The sequence below is a fragment of the Paraburkholderia terrae genome (assembly GCF_002902925.1).
Taxonomy (GTDB): domain Bacteria; phylum Pseudomonadota; class Gammaproteobacteria; order Burkholderiales; family Burkholderiaceae; genus Paraburkholderia; species Paraburkholderia terrae.
Genome location: NZ_CP026113.1, coordinates 1,718,669 through 1,745,216 on the forward strand (window position 1 = coordinate 1,718,669; position 26,548 = coordinate 1,745,216).

The window sequence follows — 26,548 nt, forward strand, 5'->3', positions numbered from 1 at the left end:
TTTGTCGGCATTGCTTGTTGGTTTCGCGCTGCCATGTGTAGTGTCGTCACAGCATCAAGCCACCGAAGTCTCCGCCTCGTATGCCTTGATCGCTTCCGTCGCGACGCGGAACGCAGCCAGCGCCAGCGGCGCGCCGCAGTACACAGCCGCCTGCATCAGCACCGCGCGGATCTCGTCCTTCGTCACGCCGTTGCGCAGCGCGCCCTTCACGTGGACGGCCAGTTCGTGATGCTGGCTCATCGCAGTGAGCATGCCGAGGTTCAGCATGCTGCGCGTCTTGAACGACAACGTCCTGTCGCCCCAGATATCGCCCCAGCAGCTCTCGGTGACGAACTTCTGCATCGGCCGGTTGAAGTCGTCGGCATTGGCCCATGACTTCTCGACATGGCCCGCGCCAAGTACTTCCTTGCGGTTTTCAAAGCCTTTTTCGAAACGTTCGTTGCTTTCCATCTTGAGGTCCTCTCTGTTGCTTCAACCCGTTCAGTTGCTTTGGGCGTTACGACTGACTGACGCGATGATTGTCGGACAATCGAAACGTGCAAAATTTTTTGGCCGCGCTTTGGCCGCTTCGGCCGCCTTGGCTCACTACGTGCCGTAACCAACCATCGCCTTCGTTTCCAGATACTCGCGCAAACCCGCTTCGCCCCACTCGCGGCCATTGCCCGAACGCTTGTATCCGCCGAATGGCGCGTGGAAATCGGCAGGCGGATAGTTCAGATGCACGCCGCCCGCGCGCAACGCACGACCCACCTTGCGGGCGCGCGCGATATCCGCCGATTGCACGTAGGCGGCAAGACCATAGTCCGTGCCGTTGGCAATCGCGATGGCGTCCTCTTCGCTGTCATACGGGATCATCGACAGCACCGGCCCGAAGATTTCTTCACGCGCGATCGTCATGTCGGGCGTGACGTCGGCGAAGACGGTCGGTTTTGCGTAATAACCTTTATCGATGCCTTCAGGCAAGCCCGTGCCGCCTGCCACCAGCCGCGCGCCTTCGTCGATGCCCGTCTGGATCAACGCCTGCACGCGCTCGAACTGGTTGCGGTTGACGAGCGGGCCAAGTTGCGTCGAAGCATCGTCGGTCGGTCCGACGCGATACGTTTCCGCCGCGCGCTTCGCAATCTGCGCGGCGTCGTTCATCAGATGACGCGGTACCAGCATGCGCGTCGGAATCGAGCACGACTGGCCCGAGTTCACGAAGCACGCGGCCACGCCGCGCTTGACGGCCTCTTCGAGATCGACATCGTCGAGCAGAATGTTCGCGGACTTGCCGCCCAGTTCCTGTGCGACGCGCTTGACGCTCGGCGCGGCTGACTGCGCGACCAGCACGCCCGCGCGCGTCGAGCCCGTGAACGACACCATGTCGATATCCGGATGGCTCGCGATTGCCTCGCCCACACCCGGACCATCGCCATTGACGAGATTGAACACGCCGGCAAGCACTTGCGCTTCGTCGAGCACTTCCGCGAAAAGCAGCGCGCTCAGCGGCGAATACTCGCTCGGCTTGAGCACCATCGTGCAACCGGCTGCGAGCGCGGGCGCGATCTTCACGACGATCTGGTTGACGGGCCAGTTCCACGGCGTAATCAACCCGCACACGCCGATCGCCTCGTGTACGACGCGCGTGCTGCCGCGCTGCTCTTCGAATTCGAAGCGCTCCAGCACGTCGATCAGCGCATTCAGATGCGCGGGACCACGCGCCGCCTGGCCGTTGCGTGCGAACGTGACGGGCGCGCCCATCTCGCGGCGCATCGCTTCCGCGAACTCGTTGTAGCGGCGTTCGTAGATCTGCAGCACGCGCCGCAACAACGCGACACGTTCCGCGACGCTCGTCGTGGACCACGCGGGAAACGCGCGACGCGCGGCAGCGACCGCGCGGTCGACATCTTCCGCATTGCCGAGCGCGAGCCGCTCGAACGGTGCTTCCGTGGCTGGATCGACGATATCGAACCAGCGGGCGGATGCGGGTTCGACCCAGCGTCCGTCGATATAAAACTGCGCTGCATGTGACATGGCAGGTTCCTGTGCAGAATCAACGCGCATCGCGATCGAGCAGGCGATACATTTCGGTGTGGTCGGTGGCGGGCGTCGAACGTTGCGCGGCTTCGCCCCACACTGCGGTGACGGTGTCGCCGAGCGTCATCGGATAACCGACCGACTGCGCGAGCGCATGAGCGATCTTCAGATCCTTGTTCATCAATTGCAGCGCGAAGCCGGACCCGAACGTGCCGCTCAGCATGAACTGCTTGACCTTGTTTTCCGACGTATTGCTGCGGCCCGACGAAGCGTTCAGCACGTCTGTCATCACATCCGGCTCGATGCCGAAGCGTTGTGCGACGAGCAGCGCTTCGACGGTCGCCGCGAGTCCCGCCGCCGACACGTAGTTGTTCAGCGCCTTCGCCGCATGCCCCGAGCCCGCGCCGTCGATATGCAAGATGCTCTTGCCCATCGCTTCGAGCACAGGCATGCACTGCGTGAGCACTTCCGCGCGGCCGCCGACGAGAATCGCCAGCGTGCCTTCCTTCGCTTTCTTCACGCCACCGGATACGGGCGCGTCCAGATACGCGAGGCCGCGTTCTTCGAGCGTCGCGCCGAGTTTGCGCGAACGTTCCGGTTCCGACGAACTCATGTCGATCACGACCGAGCCCTTCGCGAGCCGGCTCGCCCAACCCTCTGCGCCGCCGCCGAGCAGCACGCTTTCGACGATGGCCGAGTTCGGCAGCATCGTGATCAATGCTTCGAGCGACGCGGCGTTGTCGCGAGTCAAACGCTGCGCGCCCGCTTGCGTGGCGAGCGTGTCGGCGCGCGCTGCATCCGCGTCGTCGATGTACAGGTCGAAGCCCGCGTTGACGAGGCATTGCACCATCGGCGCGCCCATCATGCCGAGCCCGATGAAACCGATGCGCTTCTTCTGTGTCATGGCATCCGTCTCCTAGCGCAGCGCGGAGAACGAGGTCGGCGTCAGGAAATGATTTTCGATGCGCTCGACGATAGGACGCTGCGCTTCCGTCGCGGCGCGCGTCGCGATCCAGTCGGCGTCGGCCTGAAACGCGTTCCACTTCTGCTCGCGCTCGGCGAGGCTCTCCCATTGGATCATGTAGGTGAGCGCGTGATTGCTCGGGCCGATCAGCGTGGTCCAGAAGCCGATCTGCTGGATGCCGTACTTCTCGAAGAAACCGAGCGTGTGCGTCGTGAAGCGGTCGAGCAAGGCCGGCAGGCGCGTCGGCGCGCAGTGATAGATGCGCATTTCAACGATCATGGTGTTCTCCGTGTTTCGTGTTGTGTGTTCGATTCAATACTGCTTCAATCTTCAAGGCCGTCGACCGACGACCAGCGTTCGACGTACTTGACGAGCTCCGTCATATCGCGCGCGGCGCCGTCCTGCATCGCGGCGTAGTTCCACATCTGGCGTGCGACGCTGCCCACCCACATCGGCACGCCGAGCGCCTGGCATTCGTCGACGGCAAGACCGATGTCCTTGCACACGCTGCCGACAGGAAAGCCGAAATCGAATGTGCCAGGCAGCACGTGCTTCGGAAACTTGTCGAGCGTCGCGCCGTTCTTGCCGCTGCCCGCATTGATCACCGACATCATCACTTCCGGGTCGAGCCCGCCGCGCATGCCGGCAACGAACGCCTCGGAGGTGATCGCGAACGCCGTCGACGACAACATGTTGTTCAGCAGCTTCAGCAATTGCCCTTGCCCCGCCTTGTCACCGACGACGAACACCTTGCCGAGCACTTCGAACAGGCCGCGCACTTCTTCGAGCGCGACGGGGTTGCCCGCCGCCATTATCGCGAGCGTGCCCTTCGTCGCGCCCGCTGCGCCGCCGCTCACGGGGGCATCGACGGTTTCGATTCCCTTTGCGAGCAGTCCTTCTGCAACTTCCTTTTCGATGCGCGAGCCGACCGTCGACAGATCGACCAGCACCTTGATTGCGCTGCCGTCGATCAGGCCGCCGTCGCCGAGCGCGACCTGTTTGAAGATCGCGGGCGTGGGCAGGCTCGTGAACACGATGCGCGCGCTGTTGGCGACGTCGCGCACCGACGCGGCCACTTGCGCGCCCGCCGCCTTGAGTTCCGCAACGGCAGCTTCATCGCGGTCGTACACGATCACCGTGTGACCCGCTTCGATCAGCCGCCGCGCCATCGGCCGGCCCATCGTGCCGACGCCGACGAAACCGAGCGACGGCCCGCGTTGCTGACTTGATGCCTGACTACTCGACATGACAATCCTCGTAAATGAAAAAATTCCGTTTCAATTCGAACCGCGAGCACGCGCGAGACGCATCACTGCGGCCGCGTCCGTCTCGGTCTCGAACTTCCATAATCTGTCGATCAACGCTTGCGCATCGACGCCCGAGCGTGAATACGCGGCCAGTTGATGCAGCTTGTCGGCCAACTCGACGTTGGCGAGCGGCGCGGCGAGACTGCCGCGCGCAGCATGCACGCGATGCGCGACGCGTTCGCCCGAACGCAGAATGATCGTTACCTGCGCGGATTCGACGGGCCACGACGCGTTATCGATGAAACGCAGGCGGCTTCCAAGCGCACGTAGCGAAGGATCGGCGACGGCAGCATCGCTGAACTCGTCGAGGCCAGCCTTGCCGCGCGACAACACCACGGCGACCGCGTGCTGCGCGCTGACCTGCGATTCGCGGCCCGTTCGAGCACCCGCCCGGTCGGTGCGCTCGCGCAGCAGCGGATGGCCCGTCAGTTCGATCTGTTCGATATCGTCGAGTGACCAGTGCGCGTCGCGCCGCAGATCGAGGCATGCGTCGATCACCGGGTTCAGCACGACGCCGCAGGGATACGGCTTGTAGGTGTTCTTCAGCAGTTCCCACTCATGCCCGAGTTCATGCGTAAGCGCGCTCCAAACTGGTTGCGACGCTGTCACGCGCAGAAAGCCGCGCTCGCCTTCGAGCGGCGCTTCGGGGCCCGAAAAGCCGTCTTCTGCAAGCAGCGCGGACAGCAACCCGTTGCGCGCCGCATTGCCGACACTGATGCTCTTGGACATCGTGCCGAGCGTTTCGACCAGTCCGCCCGTTTGCACCGATGCGTTGCCCAGCGCCCACACGATCTGCTGTTCATCAAGCTCAAGCGCCTTCGCCACAGCGGCAGCCGCGCCGAACACGCCGCATGTCGACGTGATGTGCCAGCCGCGTTGATAGTGCTCCGGCGACACCGCGTTGCCGATCCGGCATTCCACTTCGACGCCGAGCACGAACGCGAGCAGCAGCGCTTCGCCGCTCATCGCGTGCGACTCGGCAAGCGCGAACAACGCCGCCGCGACGGGCGCAGTCGGATGAATGATGGTCGGGATATGCGTGTCGTCGAAGTCGTAGACGTTCGCGCTCATCGCGTTGAGCGCGGCGGCGTTCAGCATGTCCGTGCGCTCGCCGCGTCCAACGATGCTCGCGTTTTCATCGGCGCGAAAACGCTGATAGACGTTGACGGCTTTGTCGAGTGTCGGGTCATGCGAGCCTGCCAGCGCGACCGCGAAGTAATTGACGAGCGAGCGCTTCGCTTCGTTGCGTACGTTGGCAGGCAAGTCACGCCACCGCGTGCCGGCGACGAAGCGTGCAAGAGAGCGAGTCAATACGCCGCATCGCAATGCGTTGGTGTCGATGGAATCAGCCTGCAAGCCAGCCCCCTTCTATCGGCATCATCGCGCCCGTGATCTGACTCGCGGCCGGTCCGCACAGAAACACCACCATCTCGCCGACATGCGCGGCTTCGACCAGTTCGCCCGTCGGTTGCTTGCCCTTGAGGAACTCGCGCACTGCATCGCTGCGATTCAGTCCGCTCTCGTCCATCAATGCGTTGATGCGTCCGTCGATATTCGGCGTCAGCACCGAGCCCGGGCAGATCGCGTTGCACGTGATGCCCTGATTCAGCGTCTCAATTGCCACCGAGCGCGTGAGCCCCAGCAGCGCGGTCTTCGTCGTCACGTAATCGACGCGATTCGCAACGGCGCGCGCGCCGTACACCGAAGTCATGTTGAAGATGCGTCCCCAGCCGCGCTCGCGCATGCCAGGCAAGGTCAGTTGAATCGCGCGAAATGCAGCCGTCAGGTTCACCGCGAGCGCGTTGTTCCAGTGCTCGATCGGGAACGATTCGATATCCGCGAAATGCCGTACGACGGCGTTGTTGATCAGCACGTCGAGCGTTTTCACGCGTTCCCGCGCGGCGCCAATCAGCGCATCGACGCCTGCGGGCGTCGCGAGATCCGCTTGCACGTACGCGACGCTTACGTCGAACGCGGATGCGAGTTCGTCCGTGGTCTGCGTCATCTGCTGCGGCGCTTCGAGTCCGTGCAATACGATGTCGCAGCCTGCGCCCGCGAGCGCTCGTGCCATCGCGAGCCCCAAGCCGTTCGACGAGCCTGTCACCAAAGCGCCTTTGCCTTTCAGCATCATGAGTGCCGCCCCGCTCAACGCGCTTGTGCGTCGAGACGCACGATCCAGCCTTCCGTCTCGCGATCATGCGACGGATAACGCGTCAACACAGCAGGATCGTGGCCCGGAATCACATGTTCCGGCGAACTGGCCAACCGATGCGCAGCCTCATAACCTTCAAGCATGTCGCCGACGTTGTAGACGACAGGGAACGGCCGATGCTCCTGCATGTTCGCGTAGAAATGGGACGCATCCGACGCGAGCACAACCCAACCGCGCTCCGTGTGCACACGCACGACCTGCAAGCCGTTCGTATGTCCGCCGACCCAATGCACGCTCAGTCCAGGCGTGATCTCCGAAGCGCCGTCATGAAACTGCACGCGCCCGTCGAACAGACGGCCCACCATTGACTTCACGTCTTCCGGCTCGAACGGATGACTCAGCGCGTGATGACACATGCAGCGCCCCGTGCAATACGCCATCTCGCGATCCTGAAGGTGATAACGCGCGCGTGGAAACAGCGAGCTATTGCCTGCGTGGTCGTAATGCATGTGCGTGATGATCACGTCTTCGACGTCATCCGCGCGAATGCCGATCTGCTTCAGCCCGCGCTCCACCGTGTTCGTGATCGTGCGGCCGCGCTTGTCGGCCATTGCCTGGTTGAAGCCCGTATCGACGATGAACGTGCGCGATTCGCCCACCACGGCCCACACGAAGTAATCGAGCGGCATCGGCACGTCATGCGAATCGCCGCCGATGAAGTTGTCGCGCGAACGGCGCTCGAAATGCGCATACTTGACTGCGTAGATACGGTAGTTCTCAGTGGGCGATGACATGTCTCGAGTGTCCTTTGTTTGTACAGTGATCCGTCGCGGCGTATGCAGCGCGGCGGTTATTTCATGGCCGCCGTCGCGCCGCCTTCGATGGCTTCCGCGCTCGTGACGTCGGCATCGGCGGCAATCGATTCCAGCGAACGCTGCTTCGTTTCCGGGCCGAGCACGCCGACGATCAGCGCCTGGATCAGCAGCGTGCAGACGATCAGCGTCAACACGCCCGCGATGCCGAAGCGCATGAACGCGCTCGCCACCGCATACGGCACGACGATGCTGACCGCGCGGCCCACCGTGTTCGCGAGACCCGAGCCGCGCAGGCGCAGTTCCGTCGGGAACAGTTCGGGCACATACGTCGCGACGCTGAACGACGACAGCACATAGATGCAGCAGGTGATCGCAAACCCAAGCGCCGTGATCGCAACCGCAGACTGTGCAAACGGATACGCGACGCCGAAGCCCACGCACACCAGCGAAAACAATACGATGCCCCACTTCCGGCCCAGATGCTCGGCGAGTGCAAAGGCGATCAACGAACCGATCGGGCCGCCCGCAAACATCACGGCTGTCAGACCGAGCGAACTGGAAACGCTGTGTCCCTGTTTGACCAGGAACGTCGGTATCCAGCTGACGAATGCATAGTTGACCGTGAACAGCGCGACGAGAACCGTGATGGCCGTGATCGTGCGCGTGAGCAGCCGGCGCGAGAACAGATCGCCGAGACGGCCTGTGTCGTTCGAATAGAGCTCGCGCGCGGAGGGTTCAGGCGCATTGACCGGATAGCTGACTGCGTTACCGCACGCCGTCTCGATTCGCTCGACGATCTCCCGCGCTTCGTCGCCGCGTCCGCGCGACGCGAGCCAGCGCGGCGACTCCGGCATCGACTTGCGCAGGAACCACACGAACAGCGCGCCGCATCCCGCGATTGCGAACATCCAGCGCCAGCCGTATTGCGGCACGATCAGCCAGCCGAGAAAGGTCGACAGAAACAGCGACGTGTTGATGATGAGATTCAGGATCGTGCCGAAGCGGCCGCGCCAGTCGGCGGGAATGAACTCGCTCAGCGTGCCATAGCCGACGACGATCTCCGCGCCCATGCCGACACCCATCACGAGACGGAAGAAGATCAGCCAGTAGATCGACGGCGCGAGCGCCGCGGCAATCGATGCGAAGCCGTAGATGCCGAGATTGAACTGATAGCAGAAGCGGCGCCCGAAGCGGTCGCCGAGCAGCCCGGAAAGCCACGCGCCCGTCATCATGCCGATGAAGGTGACGGAGACGAACGTCGCGTTGAGGCTGAGCGTGGATTCGCCGCTGTGGATCATCGCGGCGAGGACCGTGCCGGCGATATAGATGTCGAACGAATCGAAATACATGCCGGCCGCGATCAGGCCCAGTAGACGCCAATGGAAGCCGGACAGAGGAAGTCTGTCCAGGCGCGCTCCGATACTGGCATCCATCTGCATGAGGCTGTCTCCGTGACGTTCGCGTTTTTTTGTGTACCCGCTTTTGCGTTCCATGTTGCGCTTCGCTTCGGAACGCAGGCGGCCGGTCGATGGGTTGGATTATATTCCTGTCATACAATCCGTCAAGCAGACGATTCAAGTTAGTTCACTGATCTGCCCATGACGTTTTTGTGGACAAAAGGCTACAACTCACCTCACAAACGTTTACTGTCCGCTGACATCTCGTTATATTCCCCGGATCACAACGGTACTGCTGGACTCCGGTCCAGCGGTGCTTCAAGCAGTCCGTCCGCTCCACAAAAACTGGAAGACAGGACGTCAGCAACACACGCGGCTGTCTCATAGCACGCCGCGCCAGCAGGATTACACCGGCATCGAAACGCGAAATCGTGCGCCCACGCATGAGGCCCCTGCTCGATTTGACATTTCGTGCCGCCTTTAGCAGTACGTTTTCACGCCATGCCGCGCGCTCGCCGCCAACGGGCGCGCAGGCATTCACTACAAGAAGGAATAGAATGAAAAAGACCATCCTGGCCGCAGCGGCTCTCGGGAGTTTCAGCATCGTTGCGCAGGCACAAAGCAGCGTCACGTTGTACGGCCTGCTCGACGCCGGTATCACGTACGCAAACAAGGTGGCGACTTCGACGGGACATGACAGTCTCGTCAAATACGGCGACGGCGTCGCATCGGGCAGCCGTTGGGGCCTGCGCGGCACGGAAGACCTCGGCGGCGGACTGAAGGCAATCTTCGTGCTCGAAAGCGGCTTCAGCACGGGCGACGGCACGTCGGGCCAGGGCGGCGCGCTGTTCGGCCGTCAGGCGTTCGTGGGTCTGGCGAAGGACGGCATCGGCTCGCTGACCTTCGGCCGTCAGTACTCGTTCTCGACCGACTACATCGGTGCAAACTACACGATGGGCAGCCAGACGCCCGCCGGCAACTACGCGTATCACATCAACGATCTCGACCAGTTGACGTCGAGCCGTATCAACAACGCAGTGAAGTTCAGCAGCGCGAACTTCGCGGGCCTCACGTTCGGCGCGATGTACGGCTTCTCGAACTCGACGCAGTTCGCCGGCACGCCGACCACGACGGCGGGCACGACGACCACGCAAGGTTCGTCGAGCACGTACAGCTTCGGCGCGAACTATGCGACGGGTCCGTTCGGCATCGGCGCGGCGTACACGAACATCCGCTTCCCGAACGGCGCGACGCCGGCGTTCAGCGTGAGCATCGCGAACGTCAACACGCTCGGCCTGCGCGACCTCGAGACGTTCGGCGTCGGCGCGCGCTACGCGATCGCTTCCGGTCTCGTGTTCGCGAACTGGACGCACACGAAGTTCGAACCGCTCACGGGCGAATCGTCGAAGCTGAACAACTATGAAATCGGCGGCCGCTGGGGTTTCACGCCCGCGCTGTCGGCGGGCCTGGGCTACACGTTCTCGAAGCTCGACGACCGCTTCGAAGGCAAGTGGCATCAGATCAACAGCTCGGTCGACTACGCGCTGTCCAAGCGCACCGATGTCTACCTGCTGGGGATCTACCAGAAGGCGTCGGGCAGCAACGTCGTGGCGGGCCGCAACGTGCCCGTGCAGGCTGAGATTGGCTCGTCTTCGTCGTTCATCGGCAATGCGGGCGCGAACACGCAGTTCGTGACGCGCGTCGGTCTGCGTCACCGCTTCTGATCGTGTGATGGTGGCCGCTGCGCCGAAGGCGCGCGGCCACATCAGCGCATCACGTCTCCAATCGCGGTACCCTTACGGGTTTTGACCGACCCACAAAGGACCGCGATGTCTGCTTTTCCCTTCGACGCCGTGTTATTCGACTGCGACGGCGTGCTCGTCGATTCGGAAACGATCACCAACACCGTGCTGGCAGCGATGCTCGGCGAACTGGGCTGGCATCTGAGCGTCGACGAAGCGATGTCGATCTTCGTCGGCAAAACCGTGATGGACGAGGCGCCGCTGATCGAAGCGAAAACAGGCTTTCGCATCACGCCCGCCTGGCTCGAAACGTTTCGCGAGCGCCGCAACGCTGCGCTCGAACGCGAGGTGACGGCGATCGAAGGCATTGTCGAGACCGTCGCTGCGTTGCATGCGCGGCTCGATGGACGGATCGCCGTCGCATCCGGCGCGGACCGCGTCAAGCTACGCTTGCAGCTCGCGAAAGCCGGCGTGCTCGACGACTTCGAAGGACGCATCTTCAGCGGGCAAGAGACGCCGCGCAACAAACCCCACCCGGACGTTTATCTCGCCGCAGCCGCGGGACTCGGCGTCGATCCTGCGCGTTGCGCGGTGATCGAAGACACCGTGACGGGTGCCACGGCGGGCCGCGCGGCGGGCGCGACGGTGTTCGGCTACAGTCCCAGTGAAAAAGGCCATAGCTCGAAAGAAGCGTTGAGAGCCGTCGGCGTCGCCGACGTGTTCGAAGAGATGGCGCGCTTGCCCGCGCTGCTGGCGAGCTGGCAACGCTGAACGCCTGTGCGTCGACGCGTGTCCGCGTCGCGCACGGCAAGCTCAAAGCATTTCAGCTTCTTCGAGATTCGCACCGAAAAAGAAACGGCTCAGCTCACGCGTGAGTTCGTTGAGGATCGCCATTTCCGGTTGCGTGATCTTGTGTACGGCCTGCACGTCGGTCCAGTCGCCGTAAGCGAGCGCGACGGTGGTGTCGTTGGCCTTCACGGGCAGCAGCACGAACGCTTGCGCATCGGCGAGATGCGCCTTGAACCAGTCCGGCAGACGCGCTTCCATGCGCGGCTCGCGCGCGTTCTCGATGAAGATGCCGACGGGGTTCGCAATCGCCAGATGGAACACGTCGGGCTGGAAGCCCGCGCCGAAATTGAGCGTCGGCAGCATGCGTTCCATGTCGGGGCCGAAACCGATGCGCGCGTGATAGCGCGCGTCGGCCTGGCGCACGAACACGAGCGTGCGCGACATCGACAGGCCCGCCAGAATGGTTTCGGAAGCTAGCGTCAGCACGGGCAAGAGCGCCTTGCTCGACGGCAGCGCGCGCAAGTCTTCGAGTCCCGCCGAAAGCCGCGCCTGCGCCGACTTCCCGGTACGCACGATCGCATCGGCATGCGCGCGCAGCTCGGAAATCTCCTGCATCAGCCCTTCGTTGCTTTCTTCGTCGATCAACGCGGCGCTCAGCGCGTCGAGCCGGGCCGCATCGATCCTCAGCGCGTCGCTATAGAGGCTCGCGAGTTCGGCGAGGCAGCGCTCCAGTTCGTCGCCCGGCGGCTGCGTGACCAGCAGGTTGGCCACTTCCGTCGAATAGCTGTTGACGGCCCGCAGCCAGCGCACGTGCTCCGAGAGCGGCTCGTCCGTTGCCGCGCCGATGGCCTGCATCCCCGCCGAGATCGTTTCCGGCAGACGCCAGCGGCGCGCCGCCTCGCTGCCGATGTCCTCGAAGCTCACGCCGAGCAGTTGCGCGCAGGCGTCGCTGTCGTCGATCTGGTCGGTCGCCGCGGTGCGGCGCAGCCGGTCCCATTCGCTTTCCAGATAGAACGCCACCAGCAGCCTGCCCACCTGACGCATCAGCGCGCACACCACGGCTTCTTCCGCGACGCGCAGATCGACGCCTTCCGTGATGCGCCGCGCAACCGTTCCGCATAGCAGCGCGCGGTTCAGTTCGAGCTTCGCGTCGATCCGGTGCGGCGCGCTGTGATGAAAGTGATCGACGATCTTCATCCCGACCACGAGATGGCCGACGGTATCCATGCCGAGCACCATCAGTGCGCGGGTCACGGTGGTGATGTTGCCGCCGAAGGCGACATACATCGCCGAATTGGCGAGCCGCAGCACCTTTTGCGTGAGGCCGACATCCGAAAGCACGACCTGCACAAGCGACGTGAAGTCCAGATCGTCGTTATTCATCGCCGACACGGTGGTGCGCAGCGCCTGCGAGAGCATCGGGAAATCCCCGCGCTCGCTCATGCGCGCCCACAGTTTTTCCAGCAGTTCGGACTTGACGACGGGGGACATCTATTGGTGATGGAGAGCAGATACGTTGAAAGACAACCACAGTACCCGTGATTAAAACACAACCCGTCGTCCATCATCGTGCCGGCAAGTCTCGGACAGCCTGCAAACCGTCGGCCTGTTGCGTGATTGCGCATCGATTGCGCATTATTTCGAATCCTTACCGTGTCTCCATTGCGCGACATTCCACCCTGGCCGGCCGCCACAGGCGGCTTGCGACGGCCTATGAGCGTCAGATATCGACGCCTGACGCGACGATCATCGCGCCCGCGTTGCCCGGCGGCGTGCCGTTCGCACGTGGGCAGTAGACCGTTTCGCCCGCCGCGATCGTGCGGCCCGTCAGCACGCATTGTCCGGCCCGGCGCGCGATGATCACGCGCCATGTCTGATAACCGTAGTGTCCCGTGCGCGCGTCGCACCATGAAACCGTCAGCGTCTGCGCGGTCGGCTTGTCGAGCACGCGCACGGTCGGCTGGCTTCGCCCGTCCCAGCATGCGGCCGTGCGCGGCCTGCGTCGCGCCGGGCGCGGTGGGCGCGGGGTTTTGACGGGTTCCGGCGTGACGTCGAAGTTGCGGATCGCCACAATAGTCCGGCACCAGACATCCGCATGCTCTTCGATCCGAATGCGCTCTGACATGATTAATTCAACACGTGATGAATATCGAGATCGTAGCGTCGCCGGGCGCGCGTGTCAAACGAATGTGCCGCGAGGCCCACTGCGGCCCCCTTCCGGACGCTCGGTTAAACTCACGCCTGATCTGACGATCGGCAGGCTGATTCGAATGAAAGATGTGACGGCAACAGCAGAACCCCAAAAGGACAAGAAACGCGCGCGCGGACGCCCGGCGTCGAGTGCGTCGGTTGGGCCGGACGCGATCCTGCGCAATGCGCGCAGGAGTTTCGGCAAACGGGGCTTCGAGGCAACGAGCGTGCGTGAGATCGCGCGCGACTCAGGCGTCGATGCGGCACTCGTCGCGCATCATTTCGGGTCGAAAGAGACGTTGTGGCTGGCCGTCGTCGAACAGATCGCCGGACAGATGGCGCCGATGATCGACGCGACGTCAGCGTTGCAGAGCGCGCCGCTGGGCGCGAGAGCGCGCGTGGAAATGGCGGTGGCCAGATTCATCGACGAAGTGTTCGACGACCCCGACGTCGGCATTTTCTTTTCGACGGCGGCGACGGAAGAAGGCGAGCGGCTCAACGTGCTGATCGAGCGGCTGGTGCGCCCTTATCACGACGTGATGGTGCCGTTGTTCGCCGACGCAGCGCGGCAAGACGAGCTGAAGGTCAAGGACGCGGAACTGCTGTTTTTCATGCTTCTGAACGCGATCAGCAAGACGGTCGCGTACAGCCACCTGATGCGGGCGTTCTCGTCGCTGCCGCAGCATGAAAAGAAGTTCAAGCGCATGGTGCTGGAGACGGCGCTGGCCATGCTTGCCTAGTCGATCCGCGCAGCGGCGCGACGAAATTGACGCAATGCGGATCGAAGCAAGCCGCGTTCAGACGGCAGCCGCGCGGCGCGCCTGATACAGCATTTCCCGTTCGAGCAGATCGAGCAGCGCGATGACCCGCTGCCGTTGCGTCGCCACCAGATCGTAGGTCTGCGCGAGCTTGCGCAGGCGCTTCGCCCAGTATTCGTAGTCGAGCTTCGACACGTCGTCCGTTTCGGTCCGGCGAACCACGTACTGAACCATCCTTTCCAGATGCTCCAGCTCCACGTCTGCCAGGCTCGCTGAGCGCAGCGTCCCGACACCCGTCGGCGCTTCCATTCTTGTTACCGCCATGTTGGCCCCCGATCGTCACCTGTAGCTGCCCGGCAGGCCGCGCCCGGCTGTCCTGGGCGACAGCGGAGCGGCGTCATCGCGCGCACGGTGCCGTCGATTTCCATGACTCACCGCCGCGCGACCTGTCCGGTTCTTTTCAAACAACGATAACCTCGCTTGGCGGCGAGGCTTTACCGTGCGTCTCAGTTGGGCGCGCGGGCGGTAGAAATCTGGCGCGGGGTTGCCTTCAACGCAGGCAGGCAAACGCACGTCGCAAACGATTGCGCCAACTACGAAGTCCGCTCGACGGCGAACTTTCTATACGGCGCGAAGCGCGTATCGCCATGCAGTGCGGAGAAGACTTCGATCAGATGATCGGTGAAGAGCCGCACCTTCTGCGACGGCTGCGCGCCCTCTGGAAAGACGGCATGAATCGGCGCGGGCGGCAGGCGGTAGTCGTCCAGTACCGTGACCAGTTGTCCCGATCGAAGCTCTGGCTCGCAAAGCCATTGCTTCCCCACCGCAATTCCGAGGCCTTCGCGGGCGCAGGCAATCACGCCCTCCGCCGCGCCAACAAACACGCGCGCGCGAACCTTGATCGAGACGGGAATGCCGTCGTGCTCGAAGGTCCACGTTTCGTGCGACGGGCCCAACGGGCCTGTGACGATGTCGTGCGCGGCGAGGTCGTCCAGCGTGGCCGGGATGCCGCGCTCCTTCAGATAGGCGGGAGAAGCGACCAGCATGCGCGGCACCATGCCGATCTTGCGCGCGCCGAAGCCGGAATCCTCCAACTCGCCGAAGCGGATGGCGAGATCGGCGCCTTCGGCGATCAGATCCTGAATGCTGTCGGATGTCAGAAGCTCGATGCGCAACGTCGGATGCGCCTTCAGGAACACCGACAGGCTCGGAATCACCGTGCGTACGCCGACGATGGCCGACGTCGCCACGCGCAGCACGCCGCTCAGGCCGCCGACATGCCGCGCTTCGTCGTCGGCCTCTTCCAGTTCGCGCAGCAGCTTGCGGGCTCTAAGCAGGAACGCTTTGCCTGCCTCCGTCGGCACGATGTTGCGCGTGCTTCGCAACAGCAGCGTCGTGCCGAGACGCGCTTCGAGTTCGGAAACGATCCGCGACACGGAAGGCTGCGACAGCCCGAGTTCGCGCGCCGTCGCGGAAAAGCTGCCCGTTTCGGCAGCGCGCACGAACACATGCAGTTCCTGGAATCGATCACTCATTTGCTTCACGAATAGGTGTTGTTTGCCGCGAGCCCGTAGTGCGGCACGCGCGGCTCGTACATGATGCCACCAACGGCCTGGCGGTTCAGTTCGACGGTTCGGACGCACACCGCTGCTGGCGCACTCATTCAGGATCTGCAAAATGAACGATCGTATCTATCCGGCTCAAACCACGGCACTCGTGCTCATCGACGTGCTGAACGACTTTCTCGCCGACGACGGCAAGCTGCACGCGTCGATTGCACCCATGCTCGACAAGACAGGTTTCGTGGCGCACGTCGCGCAACTGCTCGAAGGCGCGCGCGCAGCGGGTGTGAAGATCATCTTCGCGCCGCACGGCACCGACGAGCACAGTTTCGACGACATCAAGCATGTCCATCCGCGCATGCAATGGGCGCTCGCCAATGAGGTGCTGCGCAAAGGGACTTACGGCGCGGACTTCTACGCGCCGCTGCGTCCGCGTGAAGGCGAAATCGTGGTGAGTCATCACCGGATGTTCGACTCGTTCATCGGCACGGATCTGGAAGCGCAACTCAGGGCAAACGGCATCGAGAAGGTCGTGCTGGCCGGACTGACATCGCAGACCTGCATCGAAGGCACCGGCCGTCATGCGCTCGAAGCCGGCTTTCACGTGACGTTCATCACCGACGCGGTCGCCGACTTCACGGAAGCGGCGCACGAGGCCGCGCTGTCGATTTCGTATCCGACCTTCGGCCACGACGCAATGACCGGTGCCGAGTTTCTCGAAGCCGTCGATTCCGTCGCCGCGTGATTCGCGGCATGACAAACCGTGCTGCCGCGACCGTGGCAGCACGTTCACCCGTTGCCCGACCGCGAATCCCGGACGGGCATCTCTCCACCAGGCGACATGTATTCGACAACCACCATGGAAGAAGTCACGATCGCAATCGTATTTCATAGCGGCTATGGCCACACCGCGCGTCAGGCGCAGGCCGTCAGCGCCGGCGTCGCGCAAACGCCCGGCGCCAGGGCGTTGCTGCTGAGCGTCGAGCAGGCGCAAGACGAATGGGCCGCACTCGAATCCGCCGACGCGATCATCTTCGGCGCGCCGACGTATATGGGCAGCGCGTCGGCAGCGTTCAAATCGTTCATGGACGCCAGTTCCGGCGCGTTCTTTAAAAGCGCGTGGAAAGACAAGCTGGCGGCTGGCTTCACGAACTCCGCATCGCGATCAGGCGACAAGCTCGCGACGTTGATGCAGTTCGCGATCTTCGCGGCGCAGCACGGCATGCACTGGATCAGCCTTGGCTTGCCGCCCGGCAACAACAGCACGAGCGGCAGCGAACAGGATGCGAACCGGCTTGGCTTCTTTCTCGGCGCGGCCGCGCAGTCGAATGCCGACGAAGGCGCGGGCGCCGCGCCGCCGCAAGCCGACCTGGACACGGCACGACACCTTGGGCAACGCGTCGCGCAAGCGGCCATTCAGTTTGCGCGCGGACGGGCCGCGTCGCGTGAATTCGAAACCTTGTCACACGAAGGAGAACCGTCTTGACGGCGTACATGATTTTCACGCGCGAAAGCACGCAGGACCAGGCGGCGCTCGACGCATACCGCGCGAAGGTGCGCGACACCTTCGACGGATACACGCACAAGGTGCTCGCCGCCTATGGCACGCAACAGGTGCTGGAAGGCGATCCCGCCGAAGCGACCGTCGTGCTCGAATTTCCGTCGCTCGCGGCGGCCCGCGCCTGGTACGACAGCGATGCGTATCAGCAGGTCGCGCAACACAGGCTCAAAGGATCACGTCACCGTGTCGTGCTGATCGAAGGGCTTTGAAACGGCAGCGCCGTCACTTCGCTGCAATGCAAAAAGCCAGCAGCCCCGAGGTCACCTCATCGATGATCTGCTTCATCTCCGGATACGGCGGATGGAACGGCGTGGGGTTGTCGGGGCTGCCCCATTCGATCGTATAGGAGAACACCTTCGCCTTCTTCGCATCGACGATGTGACGGCTGAATGCATAGTCGTCGGACGTGCCCGCGGTCGGATACAGGCTCATCGATTGCTCGGTCTTGTACACGCGGCCGCGCGACGCCTTGATCGCGTCGCGCATTTCGTGCGCGAGATCGACGGCGATCTTCTTGTCCGCCGTCGCGATGTACTCGCGATAGGCCTTGTCGTTGGCAATGCCGCGCTTGCCGTCGTAGGCGGCATTCTGGAAGTTCATGTCGGGATGGCCGCTCTGGTTCTCGTCGTCGCCCCAGTTGTACAGGATGTCTTCCGAATAGCTGTGCAGATCGACGAAATAGCGGATGTTCGGGTAGGTGTCGAACATCCACACGGCGTTCTTCGTTTCGGGCTCCGATTCGGCGGCGGGACCGATATACACCTCGTAGTCGCAGGGATCGGTGGAATTGGCGATCGGACTTTCCGGATCGAAGTACTGCGGGAAATTCCACAGAAAATTGTAGTTGCGGTTGATATCGACGCCGCAGCATTGCGGCTTGCTATGCCCCGCAGGCGCGGGCCGGCGGTTCTTGCGCCACATCGATTCGGCCGACATGCTGTAGTGGCGGCCGTCAGGATTTGCTTGCGGAAACACGTACAGGTCTTTGCTTTCGATCACGTGCTTGATGTCCGCCGCCTTGAACGTGCGGCTGCCGATCTTGATCGGCTTGTGCGTGGTGTACGCGTTGGCGAGCAGTTGCACGAAATGGATCAGGATATCCGGGCTGCCCCATTCGCGCGCATGCACGCCGCCGAGGAAATAGATGCCGGGGCGCCCCGCTGCGCTGCCTTTGCCGATTTTCAGCGCGTGGCAGGTGCGCTTCTCCCAGGTTGGATGAGGCAGCTTGATCAGCTTCGTGAACGCATCGTTGGGCGCATTGCTTGCGGCGGCAAGCGCCGCCTCGATTTGCGCAACATCGAGATAGCCGGTGCCTGCCGCGACGGATAACGCGTCCAGCGCGTGCGGCGCGGCCAGTTGTGCGCGCGTCTCGGCCTGGCGCACCTTGCCTTGCGCTTCGGCGTCCTCCAGCCGCTCGACCTGGTAGCCGTCCGCTTCGAGCGCCTTGATCTGCGCATTGGTGGCGTGCGCGTCGACGCGATAGCCGCCGTGGACCTTCTCGATCGTATGGCGCGCGACCGTAACCTTGTGCTTCGTCACGAGATCGGCCAATGCTGCCTGATCTTTTCCTGTGATGCGTGCGTGGTAGCGAGACATGTTCGTTCTCCCGTCAGACGGGCCGGTCCAGACGGCCCGGTCCTTCTAACCGAGAACGGCGGACGCGGCGGACATTTCAATCGTCCCGCCGCACCGCTTGCGCTTCACTTCAGATCGACCGTCACGAAACTGCGCGCGTGGTTACGCTGGATCAGCAGCGCCGCCTTCTTGCCCGCCTTCGCCGCGAGCGCCGCCAGTTCATCCTGCGATGCAACCAGCGTCCCGTTCAGCGACAACACCACGTCGCCCGGCTTGATGCCGGCCGTACCCGCCGTGCCCGACACGTCCTCGACCATCAGCCCTTCGGCAAGGCCCGTCGAGCGCCGTTCGTCGTCCGTCAGCGGATGCATGCTGAGTCCGAGATGATCCAGCGGGCCGACATCGCTCACGCCCGTGCTCGCGTATTGCGCCGATGCCGTCAGGTTAACCATGATCGTCATCTGCTTGCGATTGCGAATCAGCTTCACGGGGACTTTCGTGCCCGACTGCGGCACCGCATCCTGGTCGGTGAGATCCGCGCTGTGCTCGACGGGCTTGTCGCCGATCTGCACGATCACGTCGCCGGGCTTCAGCTTGCTGGTGGCAGCGGGACTGCCGGGCTCGATGGCAATCACCAGTGCGCCCGCCGCGCGCGGCAGACCGAACGCGCCGGCAAGCCCCGGATCGACGTCCTGCACCTGCATGCCGAACGCGCCGCGCGCGGCGTCTCCGCCGTCCTGAGACTTTGACTGCGCCTGCAACTGCGCGCGCACCTTGTTCGCCATCGCGATCGGGATGGCAAAAGTCAGACTCTGAAAACGATCGCCGTCGGCGTAAACCTGCACGTGTATGCCGACCACTTCTCCCGCGCGATTGAACACCGGGCCGCCCGAGTTGTCGGGATTCAATGCGCCGTTGGTCTGGAAGAACGGAAACGTCGAGCCATCCGCCAGCGTGCGCGATGTCGCGCTGACGATGCCCGCCGTCACCGTGTTCTGATAGCTATCCGGTGAACCGATCGTCAGCACCTGTTCGCCGACGCGCACCCGTGTCGAATCGCCGAGCTTGACGACAGGCAGCTTCGTCGCGTCGATCTGGATCACGGCGACATCGCTTGGGCCATCGACGGCGACGACTTTTGCCTTGAACTCGCGCCGGTCGGTCAGACGCACCGTCACGTCATCGGAGCCGTCGACGACATGCGCCGTCGTCAGAATCAATCCGTTAGCGCTGACGATGAAACCCGATCCCACACCCGACATTGCACGCGGTGAACTGCCCTGCCCGTCCTGCGACTGCGGCATGACCTGCCGGAAGAATGCGAACAGCGGGTCGTCACCGTCGATCGCTTCGGAGTTCGCGCCCGAAGCGGGCGCAGGCGACGCAGCTGGCGCAGCCGGCGCCGGCGGCGTTGGCACCGCCAGCGGCTTCTCCGGCAGGATCGCGCGGATGTTCACGACGGCGGGCCCGTAGCGCTCGACGATCGCCGGAAAGTCGAGCGGCGCGCTCGCATTCGCGGGCGCCATTCGCTTCTCTTTCACTGGCGCGGACGCAGGCGACGGCGCGGAAGCAGCCGCAGCATGCGGTGCGATCGCTTCGGCGTTGGCGTAGGGGTATCCGGTGAGGCAGGCCGTTGTCACGGCGGTGCAAAACCAGGTGCGGAATAGAGTTGAGTGAAACACAGCGCACCTCCATGGCGTTAGTTATGCCTGGCACTGTGAAGACATTATTTAACGCGTGGCGACCGGCGACTGTGACATAGCACACCGAATAGTTCGAAAATAAAGCGAACCCATCCGGCCGACGCAAACCATATTGCATGGCAATCCAACCGCGAGCGCAGACGGATGCGATCGACCCTTGGTATCTGTCTGGGTAGATCGAAGTCGACGTGAGATTCAGTTGCATGTTTGCCCGCGATGGACAATCAGGGACGCGAACGGTTGACCCGTTCGTCCTGATTCATTTATAGAAAGCGGGCAGCAAAATTGCAGCGAGTACAAATCCTGGCGTGCGTCGATGGCGGCTCTGGCCGTACGCTGATAGTCCGCGTGGATAGTTCGCGCTGTTAGCTCACTAAGCGTCAGTCGCTACGCCGTCGTGACGCGATTACAGTCACGTAAAATGCGTCATCCGTTTGTGTCAGTTTTGCGTCGATGAAGCGGGCGGCCAAACGCTCGCAGCAGCGCATGCTCGAAAACACTCATGTCCGCTGCTTCGCGTTTCGACTTCGAAACTCGAGACCGCCCGCCTGCGTGTTTCGTCAGCGACGCGCGCCCATCGTGTCGACGCCGACGGTGGGCGCGCCTGGCGCCGCTCTCCAGATGTTCCTGCTGCACGGTCCTTCTGCCTGAGAGTTTCCGGGGCGGTTGCTCCGTCGGCGTCGTCGCTGGGGACGATCTCTCCCGTGCTGCGTGGTGGAACAGTGCGACCTTGCCGAAGCAGAAAGAAACTGGCAAGCCCCCATCTTCCGGGCAACGATCCGCCGTGGGTTCAGTCCGCCGTCAAGTCGGCGCGCGGCGCAGCCGGGGAGAAACCTCTTCGGAAGTATTCGATCGTGAAGTCCACGAAGGTGCGCACTTTCGCCGACACATGGCGCCGGCCTGGATAGACGAGCGACAGTTCCTTGAGCCCGTTGGTCACCCGATACTCAGCAAGGACACGCAGCAACGCGCCGCTCGCAATGTCGCCGACGACGTAGTCCTCGGGCAGGATAGCGAGACCCATGTCGGCGAGTACCATTTGCCGCAACATGATCATGCTATTGACCCTGCACACGGAGTCGAGATTCAAGGTCTCCTCGCGACCGTCGGCGCTCGCGAATGACCACTCGGTTCCATGCATATCTCGCGAAGGCGCAAGGAAACTGTGCGATGCAAGCTGTTCGAGCGAGGTCGGCGCGCCGTGCCGTTCGATATAGCCGGTAGACGCGACCACGATGGGCCGCACCGACAGCACAGGACGCTTCACCAGCGTACTGCCGTTCACCTGCCACGATGCGACGATGCCGACGTCGAACCCGTCTTCGACGAGATCCACGGACTGATGCAACAGCGTGACGTCCAGCTTCACCTTCGGATGACGTATCCGGTAGCGGTGCAGCAAAGGCGCCAGCGCCGCCAGTGAAAACGAGGCCGCCGCCGCGACCTTGAGCGTGCCCGAGGGCTCGCCCGCTTCTTCCGTCACGGCCGATTCCATCGAATCCAGCAGCTCCAGCAGTTGCTGGCATCCCCTTGCATAGGCGCGGCCTGCTTCCGTCAGCGAAACACTACGCGTCGTGCGATTGACGAGGCGCGCATTGAGATGCGCCTCAAGCAGCGCCACATAGCGCGTCACGACAGCATTTGACAGATTGAGACTCGACGCAGCGCGACTGAAGGAGTTGTTCTCGGCAACTCTTAGGAATATTCGTATTGCCTGCAGCTTATTCAGCATGGTCAACAGAAATAAAACAGATTAGACATATATATCAACATTAAATTACCCACCCATTTAAAGCTTCAGTTTCAGCCAACGAAAATACAATTGTCACCCACATAAACCCCCCATGTAGCGCCGTCACAACATATTATCAATCAAGCACCGTGTACGACTTAAATATCAGGATGAATTTCATTTGAATATACATCGCTTTATCATTCAATATACGATTTATTTCGAATTACTAAAAAATAGTTTTCACTTATTAAACGTAACGAAACGTCGACTCGGCCTCTATAGTTCGCCCTGCGTGATCGATGTGTGCCGTGAATTTTTCAAAGCTACGCACCGCGGCTATCTCGCACACGGAAGACAGCACATTTCATTCAAGTCGTCAGGCTTAGTACGGAATACGAACATGAAAAAAACCACCTTGATTTTCGCGGCTGCTTCGGCGGCCTTTGCGGGTGCGGCGCACGCGCAGAGCAGCGTCACGCTGTATGGCCTCGTCGACGCGGGCCTGACGTACGTGAGCAACGAAGCCACGCGCAACTCGCCCATCACGCCGAATGGCTTGACTGACGGCAAGGCAGTGTTCGGCATGACAAGCGGCAATGTGCAGCAAAGCCGCTGGGGCATGCGCGGAGTGGAAGATCTGGGCGGCGGCCTGAAAGCCGTCTTCAACCTCGAAAGCGGCTTCAACGTGAACAATGGCAGTCTGGCCAATAACAATGCGTCCAATAACAGCCTGTTCAACCGCCAGGCGTACGTCGGACTGTCTGCTATCGATTACGGCACGCTGACCCTCGGCCGCCAGTACGACTCGGTCGTCGATTACCTCGGCCCGGTCTCCGCGGCCGGCACCTGGGGCGGCACGTACTTCGCCCACCGCGGCGATAACGACAACCTGAACAGCACGTTCAGCATCAGCAATTCGGTCAAGTATCAAAGCCTGAACTACGCTGGCGCTTCGTTCAACGCACTGTACGGTTTCTCAAACTCGGCGAGTGGTTTTGCGAACAACCGCGCGTACAGCGTCGGTGCTGGCTATGAGTATGCCGGCGTGCATTTCGCGGCCGCCTATCTGCAGATTCAGGGGCTGAATTCCAACAACAGTTCGGGCGCGATCCAGAACCTTCCGACCTTGGCAATGACAAACCTTCCGGGTCTTCAGAATCAGCGTACCTGGGGTCTTGGCTCGAACTATGAAATTGGACCGTTTACGCTCGGCGCGCTGTTCACACAGACCCGCTATCAGGACAACATCGGCGATTCTTCCGTGCGTTACAACAACCACGAAATCCACGCCCGCTACAGCATGACACCTGCGCTGAGCTTCGGCGCGGCGTACACGTACACGCAAGGCTTGCGCAGCACGCCGCGTACGTCTGCGACGAGCAACAGCTCGGCTCACTGGAACCAGTTTGGCGTGCAGGCCGACTACGCGCTGTCGAAGCGCACCGACATCTACGCTGAAAGCGTCATGCAGATCGGTGCAGACAATCAGGTCGGCGCGAACGTGACGCAAGTCAACGGCACTTCGGAACCCTCCACGAGCAAGAGCCAATACGTCGTTTCGGCAGGCATCCGGCACCGCTTCTGATCGATTCACCAATCTTTAAGAGTCTTCTCTGGTCTCCGCCAGTTTTAACCGCCCCTTTCAGGGGCGGCTTTTTTTTCTTTTGGACAAGCAACCGATAACTGGATGAGGTATCTCGAAGATGAACGCAAACTTTAAAGCGCGCGGCGCGAAGTTGAGGCTGACTCAGATCGTTGCGTCGGTGTTGACGCTCACCGCATTCACCTGGGAACTCCCGCCGTCGTACGCAGCGACTGCCCCTGTGCCCACGACGCAGGCTGACTGGCCACGCAACTTTGAGGCGAGTGGCGAGCATGTTGAGATGTACCAGCCGCAAATCGAGAAGTGGGACGGCAATCGCATCTCGGGGCGCGCCGCAGTTGCCGTCGGCAAGGCAAACGGAACGCCGACCTTTGGCGTCGCGCATTTCTCCGCCAATGCCTATATCGACAAGCCATCGGGGCTGGTCAATCTCACTGCGATCCAGATCAATAGCGTCGCCGTTCCAACCGATGCGAGCCTCGCCGACAGCGTTCGTCGATCGTTGCTCGCGCGGCTGCCGGCAACGGGCATGAGCGTGCCGCTCGACGAACTGCAGACGAGCTACGCGGCATCGCAAGAGCTGTCGCAAACGATGCGCATGCCGGTGAAAAACGACCCGCCACAAATCGTGTTCGCGACGCAGCCTACCGTGCTCGTGCTGGTCGACGGCGCGCCTGCGTGGCAAAACGTCGGGCGCACGGGCTTCCAGCGCGCGCTGAACAGCCGCGCGCTGCTGATGCGTGATGCAGGCGGCACGCTGTATCTGCATGCGGCCGGCTACTGGTTCAACGCGCGCGATACGAACGGACCGTGGAGCGTCCTCGCAACGCCGTCGCATACGCTCGCGGATGCCGCGAAGCAGTCGTCCGCAAAAAACGCCGCCGACCCGATGCTGCCCGCCAGCGGCAAGCCCGCTGCACAGGCGCCCGCCCTGCTGGTCGCGACGCGTCCGGCCGAACTGATCGTGACGAACGGTCCCGCGCAGCTGAAGCCCGTCGACGGCACGGGACTGCTGACCGTCACCAATACCGATCACGCCGTGTTCGTGAATCCCACGACGAACCAGTACTACGTGCTCGTGTCGGGGCGCTGGTTCGAGGCGACGACGACTAACGGCCCCTGGACTTACGTTCCGGGCAATCAGCTTCCCGCAGACTTCGCGAAGATTTCTCCGAACGATCCGAAGGCCAATGTGCTGGTGTCCGTTCCGGGTACGCCTCAAGCGCGAGAGGCAGCGATCGCTGCCTCCATTCCACAGACGGCCTCGATATCCCGTCAGAAAGCCTCCACCAAAGTTTCGTACGATGGCGCGCCGCGCTTCGAGCCGATCGCGGGCACGCCGCTGCGGTATGCGGTCAATACGGCAACGCCCGTCATCGAAGTCGACTCGACGCATTACTACGCCGTAGCTAACGGCGTCTGGTTCGTCTCGATTTCGCCGATGGGCGGCTGGACCGTCGCAACCGAGGTCCCGCCCGTGATCTACACGATTCCCATCAGCGCGCCGCTGCACTACGTGACGTACGTCCACATCTATTCGGTGACGCCCGATACCGTCGTCGTCGGCTATACGCCGGGGTATCTCGGGGTCGTCGTCGATGCGCAAGGCACGGTCGTCTATGGCACGGGTTATGTGTATCCGCCGTATGTCGGCGCGTATTACTACGGCTACCCGCAGACCTATGGATACGGCGCGAGTTTCGCGCTGGGCGCGGCAGAGGGCTTTGCGTTCGGCTTTGCAGCGGGAGCCATCTGGGGATGCGCGTCGCCTTACTGGGGACCGTACTGGGGCGGCGGATACTGGGGCGGCGGCTGGAACAACGTGAACATCAACCAGGCGAATTTCTACGGCCGCTGGGGCCAGGGCACCGTGACGCACACGGCAGGCTGGAATGCATGGACGGGTACGCAATGGCGGGGCACGGCGGGCGCTGGTTATAACCCCGCCACGGGCGCGCACTTTCAGGGTACACGCGGGGCCGCGTTCAATCCGTACTCGGGCAACTATGCCGCCGGCCGGCAAGGCTCGTTCGCCAATCCCATCACCGGGCGAGAAGGCGCGGGTCGCGGCGGTATCGTCGGCAATCAGTACAACGGCAACTATGCGGCTGGCCGTCAGGTCGCCGGTTACAACGCCCGCACGGGCCGCGCTGGCGCTGCTGAATTCGGCGTTTCCGGCAACGCGCAGACGGGGCAATACCAGACCGCCAGCAAAGGCATCGTGACCAACCAGTCGCGCGGCAATGCCGTTGCGTGGAACAACGGGGACGTCTACGCGGGACACGACGGCAATGTCTATCGTCGATCGGACGGCGGGTCGTGGGAGCAGCACACGTCTAACGGCTGGCAATCGGCCCAACCGGACCAAAGGACAGGCAGCGATCTCGACCAGCAGCGTGACGCGCGCACGACGGGCGAGCAGCGCTTCAGCCAGCATGCCGGCGGATTCGGCGGAGGCGACGGATTTGGCGGCCAGCACTTCGGCGGATTTGGCGGGGGCGACGGATTTGGCGGCCAGCACTTCGGAGGCGGGGGCAACGGATTCAGCGGCGCGCATTTCGGCGGCGGGGGATTCCACGGCGGGCGGCGCTGAGCGGTACGCGGGCGGCACTGCGGTGCTTCGGGCGTGGGCGCGCGCATAACGCGCCTCGCCCGCTGCATCAGCAGTCTTCACGCAGT

At 62.8% G+C, this 26,548-nt stretch carries 25 protein-coding genes and 1 riboswitch; of the genes, 8 read left to right on the forward strand and 17 right to left on the reverse strand.

What is annotated here, in order from left to right; translation table 11 throughout:
• Nucleotides 1-54: 54 nt before the first annotated feature.
• The 9 genes from C2L65_RS37430 to C2L65_RS37470 form a co-directional block, all read right to left on the reverse strand.
• Nucleotides 55-450 carry a carboxymuconolactone decarboxylase family protein gene (locus C2L65_RS37430; RefSeq protein ID WP_042308655.1) on the reverse strand — a complete coding sequence of 132 codons (396 nt, stop codon included), beginning with the start codon at nucleotides 448-450 and terminating at the stop codon, nucleotides 55-57.
• Between the two features lie 135 nt (nucleotides 451-585).
• Nucleotides 586-2,013, reverse strand: a complete 1,428-nt coding sequence (locus C2L65_RS37435) for an aldehyde dehydrogenase family protein (protein WP_042308756.1) — start codon at nucleotides 2,011-2,013, stop codon at nucleotides 586-588.
• A gap of 19 nt (nucleotides 2,014-2,032) precedes the next feature.
• The gene (locus C2L65_RS37440; protein ID WP_042308657.1) at nucleotides 2,033-2,920 is read right to left on the reverse strand and encodes an NAD(P)-dependent oxidoreductase; all 888 of its coding nucleotides are present in this window, start codon (nucleotides 2,918-2,920) and stop codon (nucleotides 2,033-2,035) included.
• A 12-nt stretch (nucleotides 2,921-2,932) separates the two neighbouring features.
• Nucleotides 2,933-3,259, reverse strand: coding sequence for an NIPSNAP family protein (locus tag C2L65_RS37445; RefSeq protein ID WP_035996114.1), 327 nt, complete (start codon nucleotides 3,257-3,259; stop codon nucleotides 2,933-2,935).
• A 44-nt stretch (nucleotides 3,260-3,303) separates the two neighbouring features.
• Nucleotides 3,304-4,227, reverse strand: a complete 924-nt coding sequence (locus C2L65_RS37450) for an NAD(P)-dependent oxidoreductase (RefSeq protein WP_042308661.1) — start codon at nucleotides 4,225-4,227, stop codon at nucleotides 3,304-3,306.
• Between the two features lie 30 nt (nucleotides 4,228-4,257).
• Nucleotides 4,258-5,643 carry an MmgE/PrpD family protein gene (locus C2L65_RS37455; protein WP_042308663.1) on the reverse strand — a complete coding sequence of 462 codons (1,386 nt, stop codon included), beginning with the start codon at nucleotides 5,641-5,643 and terminating at the stop codon, nucleotides 4,258-4,260.
• Nucleotides 5,633-6,418, reverse strand: coding sequence for an SDR family oxidoreductase (locus C2L65_RS37460; RefSeq protein ID WP_081920975.1), 786 nt, complete (start codon nucleotides 6,416-6,418; stop codon nucleotides 5,633-5,635). Before C2L65_RS37460 ends, C2L65_RS37455 begins: the two co-directional genes overlap by 11 nt.
• Nucleotides 6,419-6,432: 14 nt before the next feature.
• Nucleotides 6,433-7,233 carry an N-acyl homoserine lactonase family protein gene (locus C2L65_RS37465; protein ID WP_042308664.1) on the reverse strand — a complete coding sequence of 267 codons (801 nt, stop codon included), beginning with the start codon at nucleotides 7,231-7,233 and terminating at the stop codon, nucleotides 6,433-6,435.
• Between the two features lie 56 nt (nucleotides 7,234-7,289).
• Entirely contained in the window at nucleotides 7,290-8,693 is a 1,404-nt protein-coding gene (locus C2L65_RS37470) for an MFS transporter (protein ID WP_042308761.1), read from the reverse strand.
• A gap of 515 nt (nucleotides 8,694-9,208) precedes the next feature.
• Here C2L65_RS37470 and C2L65_RS37475 point away from each other — a divergent pair.
• Together C2L65_RS37475 and C2L65_RS37480 are read left to right on the forward strand one after the other, a co-directional pair.
• A complete protein-coding gene (locus C2L65_RS37475) occupies nucleotides 9,209-10,375 on the forward strand; it encodes a porin (RefSeq protein ID WP_042308666.1) in 1,167 nt (388 codons plus the stop codon).
• Between the two features lie 105 nt (nucleotides 10,376-10,480).
• Complete coding sequence (locus C2L65_RS37480; RefSeq protein ID WP_042308668.1) at nucleotides 10,481-11,164, forward strand: HAD family hydrolase; 684 nt, start codon at nucleotides 10,481-10,483, stop codon at nucleotides 11,162-11,164.
• 42 nt (nucleotides 11,165-11,206) lie between these two features.
• On the opposite strand, the gene C2L65_RS37485 is transcribed toward C2L65_RS37480, so the two are convergent.
• Nucleotides 11,207-12,673 carry an HDOD domain-containing protein gene (locus C2L65_RS37485; protein WP_042308670.1) on the reverse strand — a complete coding sequence of 489 codons (1,467 nt, stop codon included), beginning with the start codon at nucleotides 12,671-12,673 and terminating at the stop codon, nucleotides 11,207-11,209.
• Between the two features lie 229 nt (nucleotides 12,674-12,902).
• Nucleotides 12,903-13,307, reverse strand: a complete 405-nt coding sequence (locus tag C2L65_RS37490) for a DUF3331 domain-containing protein (protein WP_081920977.1) — start codon at nucleotides 13,305-13,307, stop codon at nucleotides 12,903-12,905.
• 145 nt (nucleotides 13,308-13,452) lie between these two features.
• Here C2L65_RS37490 and C2L65_RS37495 point away from each other — a divergent pair, with 145 nt between their 5' ends.
• Nucleotides 13,453-14,112 (forward strand): TetR/AcrR family transcriptional regulator, encoded by a 660-nt coding sequence (locus C2L65_RS37495; RefSeq protein ID WP_042308672.1) that lies wholly within the window; start codon nucleotides 13,453-13,455, stop codon nucleotides 14,110-14,112.
• Nucleotides 14,113-14,169: 57 nt separating this feature from the next.
• On the opposite strand, the gene C2L65_RS37500 is transcribed toward C2L65_RS37495, so the two are convergent.
• The 3 genes from C2L65_RS37500 to C2L65_RS47135 all read right to left on the reverse strand — a co-directional run bounded on the left by C2L65_RS37500 (nucleotide 14,170) and on the right by C2L65_RS47135 (nucleotide 15,793).
• Nucleotides 14,170-14,454: a hypothetical protein gene (locus C2L65_RS37500; RefSeq protein WP_229516252.1), complete on the reverse strand. Its 285-nt coding sequence runs from the start codon at nucleotides 14,452-14,454 to the stop codon at nucleotides 14,170-14,172.
• A gap of 269 nt (nucleotides 14,455-14,723) precedes the next feature.
• Entirely contained in the window at nucleotides 14,724-15,665 is a 942-nt protein-coding gene (locus C2L65_RS37505) for a LysR family transcriptional regulator (protein WP_042308676.1), read from the reverse strand.
• Nucleotides 15,666-15,670: 5 nt separating this feature from the next.
• Complete coding sequence (locus C2L65_RS47135) at nucleotides 15,671-15,793, reverse strand: hypothetical protein (RefSeq protein ID WP_255221889.1); 123 nt, start codon at nucleotides 15,791-15,793, stop codon at nucleotides 15,671-15,673.
• A 14-nt stretch (nucleotides 15,794-15,807) separates the two neighbouring features.
• On the opposite strand from C2L65_RS47135, the gene C2L65_RS37510 reads away from it, so the two are divergent.
• The 3 genes from C2L65_RS37510 to C2L65_RS37520 all read left to right on the forward strand — a co-directional run bounded on the left by C2L65_RS37510 (nucleotide 15,808) and on the right by C2L65_RS37520 (nucleotide 17,462).
• Nucleotides 15,808-16,437, forward strand: a complete 630-nt coding sequence (locus C2L65_RS37510) for a cysteine hydrolase family protein (RefSeq protein ID WP_042308678.1) — start codon at nucleotides 15,808-15,810, stop codon at nucleotides 16,435-16,437.
• A gap of 114 nt (nucleotides 16,438-16,551) precedes the next feature.
• Nucleotides 16,552-17,178 carry a flavodoxin family protein gene (locus tag C2L65_RS37515; protein WP_042308680.1) on the forward strand — a complete coding sequence of 209 codons (627 nt, stop codon included), beginning with the start codon at nucleotides 16,552-16,554 and terminating at the stop codon, nucleotides 17,176-17,178.
• Nucleotides 17,175-17,462 (forward strand): DUF1330 domain-containing protein, encoded by a 288-nt coding sequence (locus C2L65_RS37520; RefSeq protein ID WP_042308682.1) that lies wholly within the window; start codon nucleotides 17,175-17,177, stop codon nucleotides 17,460-17,462. The genes C2L65_RS37515 and C2L65_RS37520 overlap by 4 nt, the downstream gene beginning before the upstream one ends.
• A 13-nt stretch (nucleotides 17,463-17,475) precedes the next feature.
• Here the strand turns inward: C2L65_RS37520 and C2L65_RS37525 are convergent, their stop codons facing one another.
• The 3 genes from C2L65_RS37525 to C2L65_RS37535 all read right to left on the reverse strand — a co-directional run bounded on the left by C2L65_RS37525 (nucleotide 17,476) and on the right by C2L65_RS37535 (nucleotide 22,263).
• A complete protein-coding gene (locus tag C2L65_RS37525) occupies nucleotides 17,476-18,849 on the reverse strand; it encodes a M14 family metallopeptidase (protein WP_042308684.1) in 1,374 nt (457 codons plus the stop codon).
• A gap of 104 nt (nucleotides 18,850-18,953) precedes the next feature.
• The gene (locus tag C2L65_RS37530; RefSeq protein WP_042308686.1) at nucleotides 18,954-20,510 is read right to left on the reverse strand and encodes a trypsin-like peptidase domain-containing protein; all 1,557 of its coding nucleotides are present in this window, start codon (nucleotides 20,508-20,510) and stop codon (nucleotides 18,954-18,956) included.
• A 646-nt stretch (nucleotides 20,511-21,156) separates the two neighbouring features.
• Nucleotides 21,157-21,246, reverse strand: a riboswitch (glycine riboswitch).
• A 75-nt stretch (nucleotides 21,247-21,321) separates the two neighbouring features.
• Nucleotides 21,322-22,263: a LysR family transcriptional regulator gene (locus C2L65_RS37535; protein WP_052426880.1), complete on the reverse strand. Its 942-nt coding sequence runs from the start codon at nucleotides 22,261-22,263 to the stop codon at nucleotides 21,322-21,324.
• A 403-nt stretch (nucleotides 22,264-22,666) separates the two neighbouring features.
• Between C2L65_RS37535 and C2L65_RS37540 the strand changes: the two genes are divergently transcribed.
• Both C2L65_RS37540 and C2L65_RS37545 read left to right on the forward strand, forming a co-directional pair.
• Nucleotides 22,667-23,851 carry a porin gene (locus C2L65_RS37540; protein WP_042308690.1) on the forward strand — a complete coding sequence of 395 codons (1,185 nt, stop codon included), beginning with the start codon at nucleotides 22,667-22,669 and terminating at the stop codon, nucleotides 23,849-23,851.
• Nucleotides 23,852-23,969: 118 nt separating this feature from the next.
• Nucleotides 23,970-26,462 carry a hypothetical protein gene (locus C2L65_RS37545; RefSeq protein ID WP_042308691.1) on the forward strand — a complete coding sequence of 831 codons (2,493 nt, stop codon included), beginning with the start codon at nucleotides 23,970-23,972 and terminating at the stop codon, nucleotides 26,460-26,462.
• Nucleotides 26,463-26,548 lie beyond the last annotated feature (86 nt).